The organism is Bacillus sp. FSL K6-2865 (genome assembly GCF_040311405.1).
In the GTDB taxonomy this organism is placed as follows: Bacteria; Bacillota; Bacilli; order Bacillales; family Bacillaceae; genus Bacillus; species Bacillus velezensis.
Genome location: NZ_CP152036.1, coordinates 3,646,850 through 3,667,888, shown reverse-complemented (window position 1 = coordinate 3,667,888; position 21,039 = coordinate 3,646,850). Strand labels below are relative to the sequence as shown.

20 protein-coding genes are annotated in these 21,039 nt (G+C 47.3%); 8 read left to right on the top strand and 12 right to left on the bottom strand.

The genetic code is table 11. From position 1 onward, the window contains the following. Window positions 1–36: 36 nt before the first annotated feature. The gene (locus NYE42_RS18010) at window positions 37–1,368 is read right to left on the bottom strand and encodes an arsenic transporter (protein ID WP_015418370.1); all 1,332 of its coding nucleotides are present in this window, start codon (window positions 1,366–1,368) and stop codon (window positions 37–39) included. A 195-nt stretch (window positions 1,369–1,563) separates the two neighbouring features. Continuing rightward, window positions 1,564–2,472: an acetoin biosynthesis transcriptional regulator AlsR gene (gene alsR / locus NYE42_RS18005; RefSeq protein WP_040238795.1), complete on the bottom strand. Its 909-nt coding sequence runs from the start codon at window positions 2,470–2,472 to the stop codon at window positions 1,564–1,566. A 156-nt stretch (window positions 2,473–2,628) separates the two neighbouring features. On the opposite strand from alsR, the gene alsS reads away from it, so the two are divergent. From alsS to NYE42_RS17990, 3 genes are all read left to right on the top strand, one after another. Further along, on the top strand, window positions 2,629–4,341 hold the full coding sequence (alsS, locus tag NYE42_RS18000) for an acetolactate synthase AlsS (RefSeq protein ID WP_144665012.1): 1,713 nt from the start codon (window positions 2,629–2,631) through the stop codon (window positions 4,339–4,341). A 60-nt stretch (window positions 4,342–4,401) separates the two neighbouring features. Then, on the top strand, window positions 4,402–5,169 hold the full coding sequence (budA, locus tag NYE42_RS17995) for an acetolactate decarboxylase (RefSeq protein WP_003151318.1): 768 nt from the start codon (window positions 4,402–4,404) through the stop codon (window positions 5,167–5,169). A gap of 102 nt (window positions 5,170–5,271) precedes the next feature. Beyond that, the gene (locus NYE42_RS17990) at window positions 5,272–5,796 is read left to right on the top strand and encodes an NAD(P)H-dependent oxidoreductase (RefSeq protein WP_020956445.1); all 525 of its coding nucleotides are present in this window, start codon (window positions 5,272–5,274) and stop codon (window positions 5,794–5,796) included. 124 nt (window positions 5,797–5,920) lie between these two features. On the opposite strand, the gene NYE42_RS17985 is transcribed toward NYE42_RS17990, so the two are convergent. The 10 genes from NYE42_RS17985 to NYE42_RS17940 form a co-directional block, all read right to left on the bottom strand. Then, the gene (locus tag NYE42_RS17985; protein WP_095352591.1) at window positions 5,921–6,454 is read right to left on the bottom strand and encodes an SH3 domain-containing protein; all 534 of its coding nucleotides are present in this window, start codon (window positions 6,452–6,454) and stop codon (window positions 5,921–5,923) included. A gap of 60 nt (window positions 6,455–6,514) precedes the next feature. Next, window positions 6,515–7,432, bottom strand: coding sequence for a ribose ABC transporter substrate-binding protein RbsB (gene rbsB, locus NYE42_RS17980; RefSeq protein WP_007407524.1), 918 nt, complete (start codon window positions 7,430–7,432; stop codon window positions 6,515–6,517). Between the two features lie 13 nt (window positions 7,433–7,445). Then, window positions 7,446–8,417 carry a ribose ABC transporter permease RbsC gene (gene rbsC / locus NYE42_RS17975; protein WP_007407523.1) on the bottom strand — a complete coding sequence of 324 codons (972 nt, stop codon included), beginning with the start codon at window positions 8,415–8,417 and terminating at the stop codon, window positions 7,446–7,448. Continuing rightward, complete coding sequence (locus tag NYE42_RS17970) at window positions 8,407–9,900, bottom strand: sugar ABC transporter ATP-binding protein (protein ID WP_095352592.1); 1,494 nt, start codon at window positions 9,898–9,900, stop codon at window positions 8,407–8,409. Before NYE42_RS17970 ends, rbsC begins: the two co-directional genes overlap by 11 nt. A 16-nt stretch (window positions 9,901–9,916) precedes the next feature. Next, complete coding sequence (gene rbsD, locus NYE42_RS17965) at window positions 9,917–10,312, bottom strand: D-ribose pyranase (protein WP_095352593.1); 396 nt, start codon at window positions 10,310–10,312, stop codon at window positions 9,917–9,919. Further along, a complete protein-coding gene (rbsK, locus tag NYE42_RS17960) occupies window positions 10,309–11,190 on the bottom strand; it encodes a ribokinase (protein WP_007407520.1) in 882 nt (293 codons plus the stop codon). The genes rbsD and rbsK overlap by 4 nt, the downstream gene beginning before the upstream one ends. After that, window positions 11,183–12,172 carry a LacI family DNA-binding transcriptional regulator gene (locus tag NYE42_RS17955; RefSeq protein ID WP_095352594.1) on the bottom strand — a complete coding sequence of 330 codons (990 nt, stop codon included), beginning with the start codon at window positions 12,170–12,172 and terminating at the stop codon, window positions 11,183–11,185. Before NYE42_RS17955 ends, rbsK begins: the two co-directional genes overlap by 8 nt. A gap of 93 nt (window positions 12,173–12,265) precedes the next feature. Continuing rightward, window positions 12,266–13,399 (bottom strand): Ger(x)C family spore germination protein, encoded by a 1,134-nt coding sequence (locus NYE42_RS17950; protein WP_039253592.1) that lies wholly within the window; start codon window positions 13,397–13,399, stop codon window positions 12,266–12,268. Then, entirely contained in the window at window positions 13,389–14,480 is a 1,092-nt protein-coding gene (locus NYE42_RS17945) for an endospore germination permease (protein WP_352426625.1), read from the bottom strand. Before NYE42_RS17945 ends, NYE42_RS17950 begins: the two co-directional genes overlap by 11 nt. Then, on the bottom strand, window positions 14,470–15,939 hold the full coding sequence (locus NYE42_RS17940) for a spore germination protein (RefSeq protein WP_023357161.1): 1,470 nt from the start codon (window positions 15,937–15,939) through the stop codon (window positions 14,470–14,472). Before NYE42_RS17940 ends, NYE42_RS17945 begins: the two co-directional genes overlap by 11 nt. Window positions 15,940–16,670: 731 nt before the next feature. On the opposite strand from NYE42_RS17940, the gene pgsB reads away from it, so the two are divergent. From pgsB to NYE42_RS17915, 5 genes are all read left to right on the top strand, one after another. Beyond that, a complete protein-coding gene (gene pgsB / locus NYE42_RS17935; protein ID WP_003151337.1) occupies window positions 16,671–17,852 on the top strand; it encodes a poly-gamma-glutamate synthase PgsB in 1,182 nt (393 codons plus the stop codon). Between the two features lie 14 nt (window positions 17,853–17,866). Beyond that, complete coding sequence (gene pgsC / locus NYE42_RS17930) at window positions 17,867–18,316, top strand: poly-gamma-glutamate biosynthesis protein PgsC (RefSeq protein WP_003151340.1); 450 nt, start codon at window positions 17,867–17,869, stop codon at window positions 18,314–18,316. An 18-nt stretch (window positions 18,317–18,334) separates the two neighbouring features. Beyond that, entirely contained in the window at window positions 18,335–19,483 is a 1,149-nt protein-coding gene (locus NYE42_RS17925; protein WP_007614174.1) for a CapA family protein, read from the top strand. A gap of 7 nt (window positions 19,484–19,490) precedes the next feature. Further along, window positions 19,491–19,652, top strand: coding sequence for a hypothetical protein (locus NYE42_RS17920; RefSeq protein ID WP_003151344.1), 162 nt, complete (start codon window positions 19,491–19,493; stop codon window positions 19,650–19,652). A gap of 150 nt (window positions 19,653–19,802) precedes the next feature. After that, complete coding sequence (locus NYE42_RS17915) at window positions 19,803–21,038, top strand: C40 family peptidase (protein ID WP_144665015.1); 1,236 nt, start codon at window positions 19,803–19,805, stop codon at window positions 21,036–21,038. Window position 21,039: the final 1 nt, after the last annotated feature.

The following is a 21,039-nucleotide window of genomic DNA, read 5'->3' as shown; positions in this document are numbered from 1 at the left end:
CCTCTCTTATACAGCAGGCAGTTTTTTTCATGGGAGCTAAAGGTAAATCCAACTGATCCAAACATATAAAACGGTAATGGTAAACACGACGGTGAGAGGGACAACGATAATGGTCGTTTTGATATATTCTGACCAAGAAACTTTTTCGCCGTGCTGTCTGATGATATGCATCCAGATCAGCGTGGCTAATGTCCCGATCGGCAGAAGCAATGATCCGATATCACTGCCGATAATATTAGCCAAATAAATGATTTTTACGGTTAATGGGTCGATGGACATTTCAGTTAATGTCAAAGTGCTGATCATTAAGGCGGGATGGTTATTGAACAAATTAGAGAGGACGGATGTAGCAATGCCCATAATAGATGCGGCGTGGGCAATGCTTTGTGAGACATAAGGCTCAATAGACTGAACAAGCAGCGCCGTCAGTCCGATATTATGCAGTCCGTAGATGATAATGTACATCGTGAAGGCAAAAATAAAGATATGCCAAGGCGCTTTCCTTAATAAGTCTGCCGGTCCGATTTTTAAATAAATCCATCTCCAGCCAAGCAGGATGACTGAACTGATGACAGCCACGAGCGAAACGGATATGCCGTTGTAAGAAGCTGCAAACAGACTGATCCGGACGAACAATACAAATGCCAAAACACAAAACATGATGTTCGTACGGCTGTTTTGGGTCGGGTCCGGCGGAGGCTGAAGCGGATGATATCGTTTGTGTTCCAGCGAGTCAAAATGAACCGGAATATCGGGGAGCTGTTTCGGCAAACGGCGGTAAAAAACGGCAAACAGCAGAAAGGCCATAAACACCAGTCCCAGCGTGCCGGGGATAAACATCATATTGGTGTACAAATAAAGGTCCATGCCTATCATTTTGAGAGAAATTAAATTGACGATATTACTGACGCCGATCGGGGTGCTTGCGGCTGTCGCAATTAATACGCCGCTTATTAAATACGGTGTTTTCTGATGTCTTTTAAGTCCGAGATATTGTAAGACCAATAGTAAAATAGGAGTGGTGATTAAGACGCTGCCGTCATTATTCAGAAAAAGCGTCATTGAAAAACAGAGCAGGTTGGTCAGCCAAAAAAGCCGGATGCCCGATCCCTTGGCGCGGTGAAGCAGTTTGGCCGCCGCCCAGTTAAAAAAACCGAAGCTTTCCAGCGCGATCGCCATAATCATTGTGGAGATAATGGTGATTGATGCTCCGGTGACTTTTGACCCTATATCCCCCAAATCATGAAAGGAAACGGTTCCGCATAACAAAACGAGAATGGCGCCCAGCGACGCCGGAACGGCTTCATTTAATCCCCCGGGTCTCCAAAATATAAAAATAATGGTCACAAAGAAAGAAATCAGGGTCAAAATGACGGTAATATGTGTAATGTGTTCTGCCTCCTTTTAGATGGGTCATTGCCGCCCCGTTATTTTTATCCCTCCTGATCAGTTGTACTGTATGTATACGGGTACAGGTCGTAAGGTGTACTGAGCGTTTCTACCAATTTAGTAAAAATCCATAAAAGCACAAAAAAAAGAGGCTGCTTTCGGCGGCCCTCTTTTTTATGCATTTTCCTTATCCGCCTGCAATAAAGCCTGGCGTTTATTCATAATAGCTAGAAAATGTTTCAGAATCGGATTTTGATTATCCTTGCGGTAGGCAATGACCCACTCGGCAGTGAGCTGCACCTGATTAATGCCGCGGTAGGCGACTTCGAGATTAAACAGCTTTTTAGCAGAAGAAGGCACGAAGGTCACACCGATGCCGGCACTAACCAATCCGATCACCATTTGATACTCCGTCGCTTCCTGAACGATTTTCGGTTTGAAGCCCGCCTGCTCGCAGTAGTTTACAAACTCTAGGTATAAAGTCGGCCATGTTTCTTTCGACAGTGTGATAATCGGTTCATTTTTTAAATCCTGAATGTCGATTGTCTGTTTAGCGGTAAGCGGGTGCTGCTTCGGCAAAGCCAGAATGCACGGGCTGCTCTGCACCTTTTCCATATGTAACGCGGAATGCTGTAAAGGCGGATGAAGGATGCCGATATCAATGTTCCCCTTCAGAAGTTCTTCCTGCTGTCTGAAAGAAGAAATTTCACGCAGATCAAGCTTGACGGAGGGGAATTTTTCGCGGAATTCCCGAATGATCGGCGGCAGAAATTCATATGTGGCCGAGCCGACAAAACCGACGACAAGGCGGCCGAGCTCTCCCCGCGCCGTTCTCTGCGCCATTTCAATCGCTTTGTCTATTTCTTCGATCGCGTTTCTGCTGTGTTTTAAAAAACTTTCTCCGGCAGCTGAAAGCTCTACAACCCGTTTCGTGCGCTTTAATAAGGTCACGCCGACTTCCTTCTCAAGCTGTTTGATCTGCTGGCTGAGAGGCGGCTGTGTCATATTTAACCGAAGCGCAGCTTTGCCGAAATGAAGTTCTTCGGCAACGGCAATAAAGTATTGAAGATGGCGAAGCTCCATCCTTATCCATTCCTTTCTCTTTGTTAATTATTCGTGAAACATATTAATCATACGGCGAATTGATATTGGAGGTCAATTTCCAAAGAGTGTATAGTGAATAATATCACAAATTACTTAAAATTTTATATTTAATATGCATAATAAGGAGTGAGGGTGTTGGCAAAAGCAACAAATGAACTAAAAACCTCTGGAAAAAATCGGGGGGCGGAGCTTGTTGTTGATTGCTTAGTGGAGCAAGGTGTCACACATGTTTTTGGCATTCCGGGTGCAAAAATTGATGCAGTATTTGATGCGTTAAAAGATAAAGGACCTGAACTGGTTTTATGCCGTCACGAACAGAACGCTGCATTTATGGCTGCGGCTGTCGGAAGACTGACTGGAAAACCAGGCGTTTGTCTCGTTACTTCAGGCCCGGGGGCATCCAACTTGGCGACCGGCTTGTTAACGGCTAATACAGAAGGTGATCCGGTAGTGGCGCTGGCGGGTAACGTAATTCGCGCAGACCGTTTAAAACGGACACACCAATCATTGGACAATGCGGCGCTATTTCAGCCGATTACAAAATACAGTGTAGAAGTACAGGAAACAGGGAATATACCAGAAGCGGTAACAAACGCCTTCAGGGCAGCGTCAGCAGGTCAGGCAGGCGCGGCTTTCGTGAGCTTTCCGCAGGATGTTGTGAATGAAATCACAAATGTGAAAAACGTACGCAGCGTGCCGGCGCCGAAACAAGGCCCTGCACCGGAAGAAGCGGTCAGCGCGGCTATCGCGAAAATCCAGACGGCAAAACTTCCCGTTCTGTTAGTCGGCATGAAAGGCGGAAGACCGGAGGCGGTAAAACAAATCCGCAAACTGCTTGCCAAAACAAAACTGCCTTTCGTAGAAACGTACCAAGGGGCCGGCACATTGTCCAGAGAGCTGGAAGACCAATATTTCGGCCGGATCGGACTGTTCCGCAACCAGCCGGGCGATCTTCTGCTTGAACAGGCGGATGTCGTAGTAACGATCGGTTATGATCCGATTGAATACGATCCGAAGTTCTGGAACGTAAACGGTGACCGTGCTATTATCCATCTTGACGAAATCCAGGCCGATATCGATCATGCCTATCAGCCGGAATTAGAATTATTAGGCGATATCGCCGCTACGGTTAAACAAATTGAACACGACGCTGTGACATTTGATATGGGCAGCCGTGAACAAGAAGTGCTGAGCGAATTAAAACAGATGCTCACAGACAGCGAGAAGGCGCCAAGCGACCATAAATCCGACAGAGTGCATCCTCTGCAAATCGTCCAAGAACTGCGCAATGCAATTGATGACGACGTAACCGTCACTTGCGATATCGGTTCTCACGCGATCTGGATGTCCCGCTACTTCCGCGCTTATGAGCCGCTGAAACTGTTGATCAGCAACGGCATGCAGACATTGGGCGTAGCGCTTCCTTGGGCGATTGCCGCCACATTGGTGAATCCGGGTGAAAAAGTCGTATCCGTTTCAGGAGACGGAGGATTCCTGTTCTCTGCAATGGAATTGGAAACGGCAGTCCGCTTAAAAGCGCCGATCGTTCACCTTGTATGGAATGACAGCACATATGATATGGTCGCATTCCAGCAAATGAAAAAATATAACCGTACATCATGCGTAGATTTCGGAAACATTGACATCGTAAAATATGCAGAAAGCTTCGGCGCCACCGGCTTGCGCGTTGAGTCACCGGAACAGCTGGCAGACGTGCTGCAAAAAGGCTTGAACACAGAAGGCCCTGTCATCATTGACATTCCTGTCGATTACAGTGACAATGTCCATTTATCAAGCGACATGCTTCCGAAGCAATTCAAAGAAAAAATGAAAGCAAAAGCTCTCTAGCACTCTGCGCACCATGACCTGTTTTCTAAAACAGCCCAATTTAAAAGGAGTGAAGGGAATATGAAAAACGCAAGCGACATCCATATGATGAGCCGCGGAGAAAAAGGCTCACCTGAGGATCAGATCTATCAAGTATCAACAATGACATCTCTGCTGGACGGAGTATATGACGGAGATTTTGATATGGCTGACATTCCGAAGTTCGGTGATTTCGGAATCGGCACGTTCAACAAATTGGACGGCGAATTAATCGGATTTGACGGAGAATTTTACCGTCTGCGCGGCGACGGAACGGCTACGCCTGTTAAAGGCGGAGACCTGTCACCATTCTGCTCATTCACATTTTTCACGCCTGATATGACGCATACGATCGACGGCGAAATGACCCGTGAAGAATTCGAGCAGGAAATCGCCAGCCTTCTGCCTAGTAAAAACTTATTTTATGCGATCCGTTTAGACGGCGTATTTAAAAAGGTGCAGACAAGAACGGTAGAACGCCAGGAGAAACCGTACGTTCCGATGATCGAAGCGGTGAAAACACAGCCTGTGTTCAACTTTGACGACATTCAGGGTACAATCGCCGGCTTCTGGACGCCGGGGTACGCAAACGGCATCGCTGTTTCCGGATATCACCTGCACTTCATTGATGAAGGACGCAATTCCGGCGGACACGTGTTTGACTATGTCATTAAAGATTGTAAAGTGACCATTTCTCAAAAAATGAATATGAACCTCAAGCTTCCGAATACGGCGGACTTTTTCAACGCAAATTTAGATAATCCGAATTTTGCGAAGGATATCGAAACAACCGAAGGAAGCCCGGAATAAATTAAAAAAGAAAGCTCCATTTTTCTCGGGGGCTTTCTTTTTATTTGGCTGAACCGGTAAAGATTAGGTAAAATACAGTCAAAAGGGAAAGGTGTGGTAGCTGTGAAAGTATTGGTATTAGCGGTTCATCCTGACATGAACAACTCAGCGGTCAATAAGGCGTGGACAGAAGAATTAAAAAATCATGATGAAATCACGGTCCGTGAGCTTTATAAAGAATATCCGGACGGGAAAATAGATGCGGAAAAGGAACGGCAGCTGTGTGAACAGTATGACCGGATCGTATTTCAATTCCCGCTGTACTGGTACAGTGCGCCTCCGCTTTTAAAAACATGGATGGATCATGTGCTGGCGTATGGCTGGGCTTACGGTTCCAAAGGAAAGGCGCTGCACGGCAAAGAATTGCTGCTGGCTGTTTCTGTAGGTGCCGGAGAGGATGCATATCAGGCAGGCGGGTCCAACCATTTTTCACTGAGCGAGCTCTTAAGGCCGTTTCAGGCAATGGCTAATTTTACGGGTATGACCTATTTGCCGGCTTTCGCTATGTACGGGGTAAGCAGCGCCGATGCTGCGGCTATTCGTGACAATGCAAAACGCCTGGCGGATTACATAAAGAAGCCATTTTAGAGTCGTATGCATTCATCTTCATCCGACAATATTTCCTGAGAAATATTTCGAACCTTAGACGTTTCTGACTGCCCAAGAAAGAAAAAACGGATTTCGCGCTGAATTTGCGAAATCCGTTTTGCTATTATGTCAGTTTTTGCAGATCTTTTGTGCTGATATATCCCGTTGCGCCCCCGTAATCGACAAGCGCCCAGCCGAAGTCAATGCCGCCGCCGGCTGTCTTTTTCCATCCGAGGAAAGAAATGCTCGTGTTTTTAGCAAGGGAAGCTTTGACCGCTTGTTTGTCTGTATATACTTTTGTTTTTGCCGTCGTTTTTACGGTTGTTGCTTCTTTAACAATATAATGAGTAGATACAAATCCTGTTTTTCCGTTTTTATAATGTACTTTTGCCCAGTCAGCGTTCTGGAATGAAACCATCTTTAAGCTGTCGCCTAAATGAAGGGTATCAGCTCTCGGACTGGCTGCTGATGCTTTTGTTCTGACGTTCAATGCTTCCGCGGAAACGAGATAAGAGTCAAGCGGGTAGCTGTACAGATCGTCAATTTTGACCGCTTCTTGCGCGTGTGTCTCCGGAAGAGGCGTTATTCCGGCAGCTGAAGCCGCTGTTATTCCCGCTGCAAGGGTCAGAATGGATGCCGCTTTGGCTGTTTTCTTCATCTGTATCTCTCCTTTTACTTCATCCTTTCACGTTTTACCGAAAGTCTAAACATCGGCCGGTTATTTTTGTGTTTGAAGTTTCAATGGAGCGGAAATGGTTTTTTTGACTTTTTCTCCTTTGAGCACCTGCTCCGCCGCTTCGGCCGCCAGTTTTCCGATCAGCTCCGGCTGCTGGGCGACCGTGGCTGTCAGCTTTCCGTTTTTAATGGAAGAAATCGCATCTTTATTTCCGTCGAAACCGACGACCAAAATGTGTTTGCCTGAGCTGTTAATCGCTTCGAGCGCGCCGAGTGCCATTTCATCATTATGGGCGAACACGGCTTTAATATCCGGATGTCCCTGCAGCAGGTTTTCCATGACGGTCAATCCTTTTGTACGGTCAAAATCCGCCGCTTGCTTTGTTACGACATCCAGCTTTTTGTCGGCAATATGATGAAAGCCCGTTCCGCGTTCCCGTGTCGCGGATGCGCCCGGCACCCCTTGCAATTCCGCCACTTTGGCGCCTTTTCCGAGCTGGTCGGCGAGGTAGTCAGCCGCCATTTCTCCTCCTTTGACATTGTCAGATGCGACAAGCGTTTCGACTTTGCCGTGTTCGGCTGAACGATCAAGCGCAATGACGGGAATGCCGAGGGAATTTGCCGATTCGACGGCTGTTGAAATCGCTGAGGAATCGGTCGGGTTGATCAGCAGCGCATCGACTCCCTGCTGGATCAAATCTTCTACGTCATTTGACTGTTTAGATGAATCATTTTGGGCATCGACAATAATGACCTTCATGCCCCGTTTTTTGGCTTCCTTTACAACGCCTTCTTTTAATGAAACGAAGAACGGATTGTTCAATGTGGAGACGGAGAGCCCGATAGTGAATTCTTTTTTATGTTTTGTGTTTGACGGTTTTGCCCATTGTGGCGGTTCAAGTGAACAGGCGGACAGCAAAAACAGTGATAATGCCGCGATCGTGATGATGGCTTTCTTCATAATGGTCCTCCTACTATGCCGATTTTTTGCGGTCCAGCAGCACCGCGATTAAAATGACGATTCCTTTGACGACGAGCTGATAAAAAGATGATACGCCGAGAAGGTTCAAGCCGTTGTTCAGCGTACCGATAATCAAAACCCCGATCAGTGTACCGATGATGCGCCCTCGACCGCCGGACAGGCTCGTTCCGCCGAGAACGACCGCTGCGATGGCGTCCAGCTCGTATGATTCCCCGGCCGTCGGCTGTGCGGAATTTAAGCGTGATGTCAGAATCGCTCCCGCCAGCGCCGATAATAAACCTGTCAGAGAATAGATCATGATCTTGATGCGGGGCACTTTGATTCCCGATATCAGCGCCGCTTTCTCATTGCCGCCGATGGCGTATGTCCGGCGGCCGAACGGTGTTTTGTGCAGAAGAACCCACAGGGTTGCAAATGCAATCAGCATCGTAATGGCAGGTACGGGAATGCCGAGAAAATAACCGCGCCCGAATAATTGAAATGCGTAACTTGAACCGAGTCCCGTAATCGGATTTCCGTCCGTATAGACGAGGGTCAGTCCGCGAAAGACGGTCATTGTCGCCAAAGTAGCGATGAACGGCGCCATTTTTCCTTTTGTGATTAATAATCCGTTTATCATGCCGAGTACGGCGCCGATTACGCAGCCGATGATGACGGCTAAGATCGGGTCGATGCCTGAGACCATCATACCTGCGACCAATGCGCTCGATAAGGCGAGGATGGCTCCGACAGAGAGATCAATGCCTCCCGTTAAAATGACAAACGTCATTCCGAATGCAATCAGAGCGTTAATCGCAACCTGCCGAAGAAGGTTGAGAATATTGAGGGGTTCAAGAAAACTCGGGTTTAAAACGGAAACGATCAGCACAAGAATCAGTAAGCCGAGAAACGGACCGAGTTTTTGTGTGAAGGTGTGAATGGAAAATCGCTTTTGTTCAGTTGATGTCATTGGTTCAGTTTTCATACTGCTGCCCTCCCGTGGCAAGTGTCATGATGTGTTCTTGTGTTGCGCCGGCCGCATTGATTTCTCCGCTGATGCGCCCTTCGTGGACGACGATGATTCTGTCACTCATGCCGAGAACTTCCGGCAGCTCGGAAGACACCATGATGATGGCGACTCCGCGATCGGTCAGTTCATTCATTAATGAATAGATTTCCCTTTTCGCGCCTACGTCGACGCCTCTTGTCGGTTCATCAAGGATGAGAACTTTCGGGCCGATTCCGATCCATTTGGCGATGACGACTTTTTGCTGATTTCCTCCTGATAAATGCCGGGCGGCGGTTTCCGGAGATGCGGTCTTAATGGTCAGACGCTTGATGAGCAGCTCAACGAACTCCGCCTCGCGTTTTCGGTCAATGATGCCTTTCGGAGAGAAGCTGGTCAGGTTCGGCAATGAGATATTTTCACGAATGGACGTATCCAGCAGCAGCCCTTCATCTTTGCGGTTCTCCGTAATCAGGCCGAGTCCCTTACGGATGGCATCGTACGGACCCCGAATGCCGGTTTTTCGGCCGGAAATCCAGATCTCTCCGGAATCGAGCCTGTCAATTCCGAACAGCGCCCTCATGATTTCTGTCCGTCCGGCACCCATTAAGCCGGAAACGCCGAGGATTTCTCCGGCGCTCACATGGAAACTGATCTGTGAAAAGCTTCCTTTTTTTGAGGCGTTTTTCACTTCGAGCACCTTATCGCCGAGTGACGGCGTGCGAGTCGGATACCGATCGGTCAGCTCCCGCCCGACCATTTTTTTGACCACTTCATCAAAATTAGAGTCTTTAATATGCGCCGTATCGACAGTGAGGCCGTCCCGCATAATGGTGATCCGGTCGCAAATCGAAAATATCTCTTCCATTCGGTGCGAAATATAGACGATGGATACGCCGTCCCGCTTTAACGCCGTCATCACGTCAAACAGTTTGCTGATTTCCCGTTCGGTCAGCGCCGCGGTCGGTTCGTCCATAATAATGACTTCGGCGTTTGTCATCAGCGCTTTGGCAATCTCAATCATCTGCTGCTGTCCGACGGAACATTGTCCGGCTTCCCGGTCAAGAGGAAGAGAGACTCCCAGTTTTTCAAGCTGTGATTCTGCTAGCGCTTTCATTTTCTTCGTTTCCAAAACGCCGAACGCCGTCGTCAGCTCTTTGCCGATAAAAAGGTTTTCAAGCACCGTCATGTCCGGCCATATATTCAGTTCCTGATGGATAAAGGCGATTCCGTGCTTTTCGGCTTCCTTTGGATTGGAGAAGCTCATATTTGTTCCGTTTATCGTAATGTTTCCCTTGTCGAGCCGGTAGAGCCCGGTGAGCAGATTCATTAACGTCGATTTGCCCGCTCCGTTTTCTCCCATTAAAGCGTGGATTTCTCCCGGCAGAAGCTCAAATGAGACGCCGGAGAGCACTTGGTTTTTGCCGAATGCTTTATGAATGTCTGTCATGCCGATGTGCATGCTGGATCCCTTCTTTCTAGAAAATCACACCCGCCTGCAGGATGCAGTTGGCGTATGGTGTCATTTCACCCGTTCGGATGACGGCTTTTGCTTTCTGTGTGAGCCGTTTGAATTCCTCATGGGACATGTACTCGATCGTCTGCGCTGAGAAATGGCTTTCTATGAAACTTGCATTCTCAGGATTTGCGTCTTTGATCTCGGAAGCGGCGATCACCTTTTCGACTGCCATCTCCCCGGCTACCAGGCTGGTCACGTCCCGAAAGGCGGGAACGCCCGCCGTTAAGGACAAATCAATTTTAGGGACGCCGTCAGGGACGGGGAGACCCGCATCGGCGATTGCGATGAGGTCTGTATGCCCGAGATCAGCTAATACTTTGGCAATGAGGCTGTTTAACATTCCGTGTTTTTTCATGACAGCAGCTCCTCAACTTCTTTTCTGGCCGGCATGCCGCCTTGGGCGCCGAAGTGCTGCACGGACAGGGAGGCGGCGCGGTTGGCAAACAGGAGCGCTTGCTCAATGTCCCGTCCTTCCGCGAGTGCGACGGCAAGTGCCGCATTAAAGGTATCGCCGGCTCCCGTCGTGTCGACCGCTTCTGCAGGGAAGGCGGGAACAAGCCGTTCCGCGGTGCCGTCTGAGTAGCGCACGCCTTGTTTTCCTTCGGTAATGAACAGTTTGCCGGGATAGCCGGCGAGCGCTTCTTCTTTCGTCCGGTCAGGAAATAAAATGGACGCTTCATGTTCGTTCGGCGTAAGATATGCGGCATCCTCAATCGTCGATTGTTTCAGCGGCCGGGCCGGCGCGGGATTCAGGATAACCGGAATTTGCTGCGCGCGGCAGTAGCTGCACACTTCTTCAACGGTTTCTTCAGGAATCTCCTGCTGGATCAGCACGATATCAATGCCGGGAAGTTTTGCTAGCGCACTTTTGGCATAATCGGGGGAGATGTCATCGTTTGCGCCTTTTACGACGACGATGCTGTTGTCTCCTTCAGCGAGCACAATATGAGCCGTTCCGCTTTTTTTATGTGTAACCGTTTCCATATAGTCCGTATTGACACCGTTTGCCTTCAGGTTTTCAATAATCGCTTTTCCGTAGCTGTCATTGCCTGCTTTTCCTACCATATATACGTTTGCGCCCAGGCGGGAAGCGGCTACGGCCTGATTTGCGCCTTTTCCTCCGGGCACGGTTTGAAAGTCTGTGCCCAGTACGGTTTCTCCGGCTTTCGGACGCCGTTCAGATGTGACGACCAGATCCATAGAACAGCTTCCGATAACACAAATTTCACTCATGGTGATCATCCTTTCTTGTCGTTTGTCTTCTTATGTAAGTCACGGGCATTTGAATGGCCGTCTCTTTCGGCGGCTCTTTCTTTATCAATTGCAGCAGCAGGTTTGCCGCTTGTTTTCCCATCTCATATGCAGGCTGGCGGATGGTTGAAAGCGGCGGAAACAAAAGCCTGCTCTGCGGAATATCGTCGTATCCGATGATCTGAATCTCCTCCGGAACTTTTTTGCCGAGCCGCAGTGCCTCATGGAGGACGGCAGCCGCCGCAATGTCGTTGCTGGCAATGACTCCGTCGGTTTCAGGGTATGCTGCAAACAATTCTTCTGCTAAAATGGCGGCATCCTTGATGGAAAATGAAGCGGCGGAGATGACATTGAACTGCGCGTTCGCTTTTTGCAGCACGTTAAGTGCGCCGTTAAAACGTTCCTGAGCGGTCGGAAGGTGGGCTGGGCCTTTGACAAGCGTGATGCTTGTGCTTTTGCCGCGAAGCATTTCCTCAGCCGCCCGTTTTCCGCCTGCCCACCCGTCACTGAATACGGATGGGGCGCCTTCTTTTGTCCGATCCAGAAATACGACCGGGTAAAGGCTGCCGCTGTATTCGGGAAGGTCGGGGTAATGGGTGGCCGCCAAAATACCGGCAACTTGATTTTGTTTAAATGTTTGCAGGTAGTCGAGTTCTTTTTCCAATTCTTCATCGCTGTTGCCGATGATCAGCCGGTATCCTTCCCGCTGCAACTCGTCTTCAGCGCCGCGGGCAAGCTGAGGGAAAAAGGGATTCGTAATATCCGGCAGCAAGAGCCCGACCAGTCTGGATTCTCTTTTATAAAGAGAACGGGCAACTTCATTCGGATAATAATTCAGCTTCTCCATGGCAAGCATGACCTTCGTTCGTGTATCTTCATGCACGTAGCCGTTGTCATTGAGGACACGTGAAACCGTGGCAACAGAGACGCCGGCAGCGCCTGCGACATCTTTAATCGTTGCCAACAAACACTCCTCCTTCAACTATGTAACCGTTTACATAAAAAGAGTAACACGAATCATTTCGGTTGGCAACAAAAAAAGAGACCGGGGTCTCTTTTAGTTCACGATGCCGATTTGTGAGATATTCACTTTAATATCAGGGATTATCTCGATGGAAGGATAGACCCCACGCCAATTGAGCCGCTTGCCCCGCTCATAATAATGGGTTTGATATTTCCGGCCGATGCCGAGGATATCCGAGTTGTGCTCCTGAATATGGCTGATCACCGATCTGGCCTGGCTGTTCAAATTTGCTGAGGCTTGTTTGTTTATTTGGTCGATTGCCGTATAAGAATTCAGCTTGTCCTTTGGATATTCCAAGACGCGTGCATTCAGTTTTAAACGGATTTTCACTTTTATATGCTGCGGATCTGTATCTATAAATACAATCTTTCGCGTGGCATCCGTGATGCCGAGAGAAAGATAATTTTCTATATCCATTTTGTATTTGTCCCACAGCTTCAGATTAATATTAGCCGATTTATTAAATTGCCCGCTTAAAAGGGTCAGGAGGGTCGAATCCTGACCGAGCACCTCAGTCACTTTTCGCTGGCCGCTGAACAGGGCAGAACCCTCTACCTTTATCGTCTGTCCGTTAATCGATAAATAAGGAAGGGCGAAATCCTTATCAGCCGTCAGCATGCTTGAACGGATGGATTGCAAATTTTCCATGCTGATATTTGATTCCGCATTAGCGCTTGTTAATAAATTCGTTAAATACTTGCTGACGATCAATTTCTGCCGGACGATCAGCTTCAGCACTTCAATCGCCTCGCCGTCTTTTACAACCGCCGGATGAGCGAGAAGCGGGCTTTTCGGATCTCTGTAAAAGACATCGAGATAAGGAAAAAGCGGTTTTTCCGCCATTTTCTCACCGATTAATAAGACTCTTTGCTTGGACGTGTCAATGCGCTGATCGACAAGCTTATCCAATTGAAACCGCGCTTCACGGATGGTGTGCCCGGAAGCGCTGAGCACCGTCGTAATGAATGAGCCGCCCGTTTCCTGTTCCGCCTGGGAGGACTGAACCTTCCGATAGGTGATGCCGATTTTATTTTTACCGTCATGATCAACATCAAGGCTTGCGGTCAGCACGAGAGAAATATCTTTCAGCAAATTTTGATCCCAGCAGCCCGCAAGTGTCAGGCTTGCGCACATGAGACTGATAAGAACCGCTTTTTTAATGCGCATGGCGGACACCCTTTTTGCGTACAAGGACAATCAATACCATAAACAACGGAAACAAATACACAAACACAATATCGGAAATGCGGAAAAACTGATCCAGCTGCTGTATCGTTTTATCTGTGCTTGTGGCCCAAATAGACAGAAGGAAGACGAGCAGGGCCAGCGGATAAACAAACCGGCTGTGATCTTTTTGATTGAACAGCTTGGCAATGCCGGTGCTTGCCAAGTAAAACACGTTGGCCAGCGTTGAAAAGACGGTCACGAACCAAAACGTCAAAAAGAGCAGATCCGTCCGTTCGATAATTCTGAATGAAACGGTTTTTAACAGGTACAGCACAGGCTCCGGGATCATTTTTATTTCTTCGGGGCTGATTGTGACAAAGCAAGTAAGGGTGATATACAGGTAATAAAGGATAATCAAGATGTTTGAAATCGTCAGTATTTTGTAGCGCTGGCTGACGGTGCAGTTGATTAGGGGCCCGATCACGAGCGCCGTCTGAAAGCCGGTAATGCTGACAAGTGTTTGCTGCACCCCGGTAAGCATGTCTTTTGCGGTTCCGTGAAAAATCGGCATAATGTATGTGATATCGGCTTTTCCCAGCGTGTATAAAAGCGGCAGAGAGATCAGCAGCAAAAACGGCGTTAAAATAAAGCTGAACCTGGCGATCGCATTCAGCGGAGCCTGGGCGATATAGACAGAACCGAGGATCAGCATTAAGCTGATCACCCAATTCGGAGTCTGAGGGAGCACCCAGATATCCAATATCCGTGTAAATACAGAAAGAATGAGCGTGCAGAGAAACGCGAAGTATAAAATATACAGCACCTGCACCCCTTTGCCGGCAAGTGTTCCGAACACCTCCTCCAGCATTTCGTACAGGTTCAGCTTCGGAAACCGGTGAAATAATATCATATACAGGCTGAATGTAAGCTGGACGAGCAATCCGGTAAGCAGAATGGAAATCCATCCGCTGCTTCCCGATTTCATCATCAGTAAATGGGGCAGCGCCAAAATGCCGATGCTGATCTGCGTCTGATTAATGAAAAACACGCCTTGAAGCCGGCTGATTTTTTTAGGCTTCATCTTTTCTCCACCCCCGAACATGTTTCATCTGCTTTGAGTCTTGCGGTCTCAAATAAAAAGGCCTTCTTTTAATAAACCAAGCCGGCAGCCGGATAAATGCATCCTTCAAGTCACTGAAATGAAACGGCGTCAACGATGATAAATAAGGAACGCCGAGTGATTCAAGCTTGCACAGGTTCATCAGAATAAGCCCGAAGCCGAGTGCGATGCCGATAAAACCGAACGAGGATGCCAGAAACATAAGCGGAAATCTGAGCGTTCGGATGGACGTGCTCATTTCATATGAAGGAAGCACAAAAGAAGAAACAGCCGTAACGGCTACGACGATAATCATCATATTAGAAATGAGTCCCGCCTGAACGACTGCGTCACCGATCACGAGACCGCCGACAATGCCGATCGTCTGACTGATCGGTCTCGGCAGCCTGATACCGGCTTCGCGGATCAGTTCAATCGTAATTTCCATAATCATGGCTTCTATCAGCGGGGGAAAGGGAATATCAACAATCGAATTTTTCATGGTGATAATCAGATCGTTGGGAATGACTTCAAAATGAAACGCAATCAGCGCGATATAAAAAGCGGGCAGCGTAATCGCGATCATAAAGGCGAAAAATCTCAGCACTCTTAAAAAACTGGCAGAAATCCACCTCGTGCTGTAGTCGTCCGGAGATTGAAAAAAAGAAAAGAATGTGATCGGCGCAATCAAAGCCGACGGACTCCCGTCCATCATGATCAGTACACAGCCTTCCATCACGCATGCTTTTGCTTTATCCGGCCGTTCCGTATGAATGATCTGCGGAAAAATGGAAAACGAATTATCTTCTATTGATTCCTCGATAATCCCGGGCGCAAGCACGCTGTCTATACGCAAGTATGACAGGCGCCGCTTCACTTCCTCGACAATCTCCGGATTGGCGATATTCTCAACAAAGATAACCGCAACCTTTGATTTGGCTCTTTCCCCGATATCCATATAATGAACGGAGAGATGGCGGTCCTGTATGTGAAACCGCAGCTGATGAATGTTCGTTTCCAAACTTTCCACAAACCCGTCATGGGCGCCGCGGACGATACTTTCAGATTCGGGTTCCATAATGGAACGCAGCGGATTCTGCCCGACAGAAAACAGCTTCGCTTTCCTTGATGCATCGCTGAGAAAAACAACCTGGCCGGCCAAAATCCCGTCAATGAGTTTTCTGGTTTCATCCGTTTCCGCACTGCTGACGGCATTCATCGTTTCCTCAAGCGGGCCGTTCTGCAGGGTGTCGCTTAACAGAAACTCATTCAGCTTCTGTTCTTCTATCATTTGTTCAATATAAAAGAAAGCGGTATGACGGTCCTGCAGTTTGATCCTTCGTATTTTAAAATCACCGCAAACACACATCAGCTCCTGCATTTCCCGTACAGCCGATTCAAAATCGCCGGGAATCCGTTTGTTTTGTTTATCCGCAGACATCAGACCGCCTCCTTCCCCGGTTATCTGTAGTTTTCAGCGGGTATTCCTTTTTTATGCATTTTATAAAATAGAGGAGTTCCTCGATGTTTTACCAAGAACTTCACAATTATGGATGAATATTTCTTGAACGAATATAAAGATTTATTAAAATTATTTCAAAAGAGTGATAAACGTCCTGTAAATGGTTTAAAAGGAGAAAGGCTTTCCGCATATAAAATGTGTATTTCTTGTAAACACTCCGGACCCGTCTTTTTCTGTCATGTACCAGTCATTCCGCTAGTTATTTTGGAATGGGACTGAAAGCAGGATACGGGGGAAAAATGAATGACTTTAAGACCTTATCCTTAACAAAACAGGCAGTCTGCACACAGCGGACAGAGAGTCCCGAAACGTATGCGCAGTGCGGAAAACGCTGATACAAACGGGCTGGAAAAGATGGATTATCATTACATCTTTTTCTTCCGGAACGCGAATAGTTCCATTGGTCCAAATGAATTTCTGTGTGAAAATGTAAACGCATTCATTTTTCTTTTGAAAAATTGAAGTAAGGTTGAAGTCCTGCCTATTCCCAAAAAAAGCAATTCGATAATAGGAAGAATAGCGTCACTAATAGAGAAGTTTGGCTCAGTGAAAGCGGGAAGATTATGTTACATAATGCCGATTGAGAATTCATAGTGAAGCTATATACTGATGAATGAATTTATCAATACAGAAGGAGATGTCAAAAATCAATGTGGTTACTCATTATAGCCTGTGCTGCCGTACTAATCATCGGAATCATTGAAAAAAGGCGGCATCAGAAGAATATCGATGCTCTGCCAGTACGCGTCAATATTAATGGTATCCGCGGAAAGTCAACCGTAACGAGGCTGACGACCGGAATACTGATGGAGGCGGGCTACAAAACAGTCGGAAAAACGACGGGAACAGATGCAAGGATGATCTATTGGGATACACCTGAGGAGAAACCGATCAAACGGAAACCGCAGGGTCCGAATATCGGCGAGCAAAAAGAAGTAATGAAGGAAACCGTAGAACGGGGCGCCAATGCCATTGTCAGTGAATGTATGGCGGTAAACCCGGATTATCAGATTATCTTTCAGGAAGAACTCCTTCAAGCCAACATCGGCGTCATCGTGAATGTGCTTGAAGACCATATGGACGTCATGGGGCCGACGCTTGATGAAATCGCTGAAGCATTTACCGCGACGATACCGTATAACGGTCACCTTGTCATTACAGACAGTGAATACACAGACTTCTTTAAAGAAAAAGCCGCAGAGCGGAATACCGAGGTCATTATTGCGGATAACTCTAAAATTACAGATGAATACCTTCGAAAATTTGAATATATGGTCTTTCCTGATAACGCTTCCCTTGCGCTCGGCGTTGCCCAGGCTCTTGGGATAGATGAAGAAACGGCGTTTAAAGGAATGCTGAATGCGCCGCCTGATCCTGGCGCCATGAGAATCCTGCCGCTGCTCAGCACGAAGGAGCCCGGTCATTTCGTAAACGGCTTTGCCGCAAATGATGCATCTTCTACTTTAAATATATGGAAACGTGTAAAGGAAATCGGCTACCCGACAGATGAACCGATCGTTATCATGAACTGCCGCGCCGACCGTGTGGACAGAACGATTCAGTTCGCAAACGACGTGCTTCCGTACATTAAAACGAAGGAACTCATACTCATCGGCGAGACGACAGAACCGATCGTCAGAGCTTATGAAGAAGGCAAGATTCCTGCCGATACATTGCACGATCTGGAATATAAATCAACAGACGAAATCATGGACGTGCTGAAAACAAGAATGCAAAACCGTGTCATATATGGCGTGGGCAATATCCACGGTTCAGCGGAACCATTAATTGAAAAAATTCAAGAGTATAAGGTGAAACAGCTCGTTAGCTAGGAGGAAAAGGATAAATGTTCGGATCAGATTTATACATCTCACTTATTTTAGGCGTGTTAATCAGTTTAATTTTCGCGGAAAAAACAGGTATCGTACCTGCCGGTTTAGTCGTGCCGGGTTATTTAGGGCTCGTTTTTAACCAGCCGGTCTTTATTTTACTCGTATTGTTAGTGAGTCTTCTTACATACGTGATCGTCAAATACGGTTTATCCAGATTTATGATTTTGTACGGACGCAGAAAATTCGCAGCTATGCTGATAACGGGAATCTGCTTAAAAATCGCCCTTGATTTCCTTTACCCGATCGTACCGTTTGAGATATCAGAATTCCGAGGAATCGGTATCATCGTACCGGGTCTGATCGCCAATACCATTCAGAAACAGGGATTAACGATTACATTTGCCAGCACGCTGTTCTTAAGCGGCGCAACTTTTGCCATTATGTTTGCTTACTACTTAATCTAATGTAAGGTGTGTCAAACGATGAAAAAACAATTAAGCTTTCAAGAAAAACTGCTGAAGCTGACCAAACAGCAGAAAAAGAAGACCAATCTTCACGTTTTTATCGCGCTGCCGATCGTCTTTTGCCTGATGTTCGTCTGCATCCTGACAGGGAAGGCGGAAACGCCGAGTGTGAAAAGAAATGCCGATGACCTTGTATCAGCCTCATTCGTCGGAGATATTATGATGGGCCGGAATGTCGAGAAAGTGACAAAGCATAAAGGCACGGAGAGTGTCTTCCGTTACGCAAAGCCATTCTTCGAAGCATCCGACTATGTGTCGGGGAACTTTGAAAACCCGGTTACATATAAAAAGAACTACAAAGAAGCAGAAAAAAATATCCACCTTCAATCAAACAAAGATGCCGTAAAAGTATTGAAGGACATGAATTTCACCGTTCTCACGGCAGCCAACAACCATGCGATGGATTACGGCCCTCAAGGAATGCGGGATACGGTTGAAGAGTTTTCAAAGCAAAATCTTGAACTTGTCGGTGCGGGCCTCACGCTGAAGGAAGCCGAGCAGAACATTTCGTATCAAGATGTAAACGGAATCAAAATCGCAACACTGGGTTTCACTGATGTTTCCGGAAAAGGCTTTGCAGCTAAACGAAATGCGCCGGGTGTGCTTCCGGCCGATCCAGAGCTGTTTATTCCGATGATTTCTAAAGCCAAAAAGAAAGCAGATCTTGTCATTGTTCAAACACACTGGGGACAGGAATATGATAATGATCCGAATGACAGACAGCGCCAATTGGCAAGAGCAATGTCAGATGCCGGAGCGGATATTATCGTCGGACACCATCCGCACGTGCTGGAACCGATCGAAATGTACCACGGCACCGTTATTTTCTACAGCCTGGGCAACTTCGTATTCGACCAGGGGTGGACAAGAACGAGAGACACGGCGCTTGTTCAATATCATCTGCAGAAAAACGGCACGGGACGCTTTGAAGTCACGCCGATGAATATTCATGAAGCGACGCCTGCGCCGGTTAAAAAAGGCAGCATCAATCATAAAACGATCGTACGTGAACTGACGAAAGAATCGAATTTCGATTGGAGCGTCAAGGATGGAAAATTAACGTTTGATGTGGATCACAGCGATATCTTAAAAAAGAAAGCGGAGTGAAAAACAAATGAAAATCATTAAAGCGGGATGGCCGTTTGCCGCGATCATTATGGTATTTATGTTTATGTCTGCGTTTAAATACAATGATCAGCTCACAGATCAGGAAAAACAAAAAATTGACACGGAAATGCAAAAAATTCAGCAAGAGGACACAGCGGGCGCAAAATAAGCGCATGATTCCGCTTGCCGGCATATTGTTTGTTCCGAATCCAGTAAAGAATGCCCATAACGGGCATTCTTTTTTTGTGTGCTCTCCTAAACATTTGTTAAAAGTTACCGATGTAAAAACTACTAAAAATGAGGAGAGTGAATAGAAAACATGCTCACAAGCTGGAGGAAGTACATCCTTGCCGGCCTTATGATTTGTCTTGTGGCACCCGCAGTAACGAGAACGGAAATTGCTGAAGCGGATTCTCAAGTTTCTGTCCTGATGGTTTCAGACGCGCAAAAACTTGTCGGAAATAAATATGTTTACGGAGGCGAAGAGCCTGAGGACGGTTTTGATCCGTCCGGATTGATGCATTATCTTTTCAGCAGGCAGAACATCCATCTGCCGAGAACGGTCAGTGATCAATGGAAAGTCGGAGCCGCCGTCAAAGAAAATGACCTTTTACCGGGAGATCTTGTGTTTTTCAAAAAGTCGGATTCAACACAAAACGCGCCCGTCCATAACGGTCTTTATATCGGAAACGGAGAGATGATACACAGTTCTCCGTCAGAAGGCGTAACCGTCACACGCTTTCAAAAAAGCAGTTATTGGATGAATTTATATCTTGGTGCAAAGCGGATTACAAAAGATCCGGAACTGGCTGATGACCCGATCGTTCAGGAGGCAGCCCGTTACCTCGACATTCCGTATGTATTCGGCGGAAGCACGCCCGAGGAGGGATTCGACTGTTCGGGGCTGGTCCAATATGTTTTTGAAAACAAGCTTCACATTTACCTGCCGAGATCAGCGGAACAGCAGTGGCTGGTCGGTGAGAAAATCAAACTGAGCGGCATAAAGCCCGGGGACGTGATTTATTTCAGCGACACGTATAAAAAAGGAATTTCCCATGCGGGCATTTATGCGGGAGAAGGAAGGTTCATCCAAGCAAGCCGCTCCGCAAAAGTCACCATTTCTTACTTGTCGGAAGATTACTGGAAAAAACATTTTACAGGGGTGCGCCGATTCAGCAATTTAGCCATTTCTAAAGAAAATCCCGTTGTGTCCACAGCGGCCGATCATATCGGAATTTCTTATCTGAAAGGCGGCGTTTCACCGGAAACCGGCTTTGATACGGCGGGATTTGTTCAATACATCTATCAAAAAGCGAAAGGAATCAGCCTGCCGCGTTATGCGGACAAGCAGATGCAGGCGGGCGTTCCGGTCGATAAACAAGATCTGAAGCCCGGCGATCTGGTCTTCTTTAAAGCGGAAAGCCTGAATCCGGCCATTTATATCGGGAACGGACAAGTGATTCATGTCACCGTGTCCGCAGGCGTTACCATAACAAATATGAACACAAGCGCTTATTGGAAGGACAAATATGCGGGCGGCATCCGGCTTCCGTAAA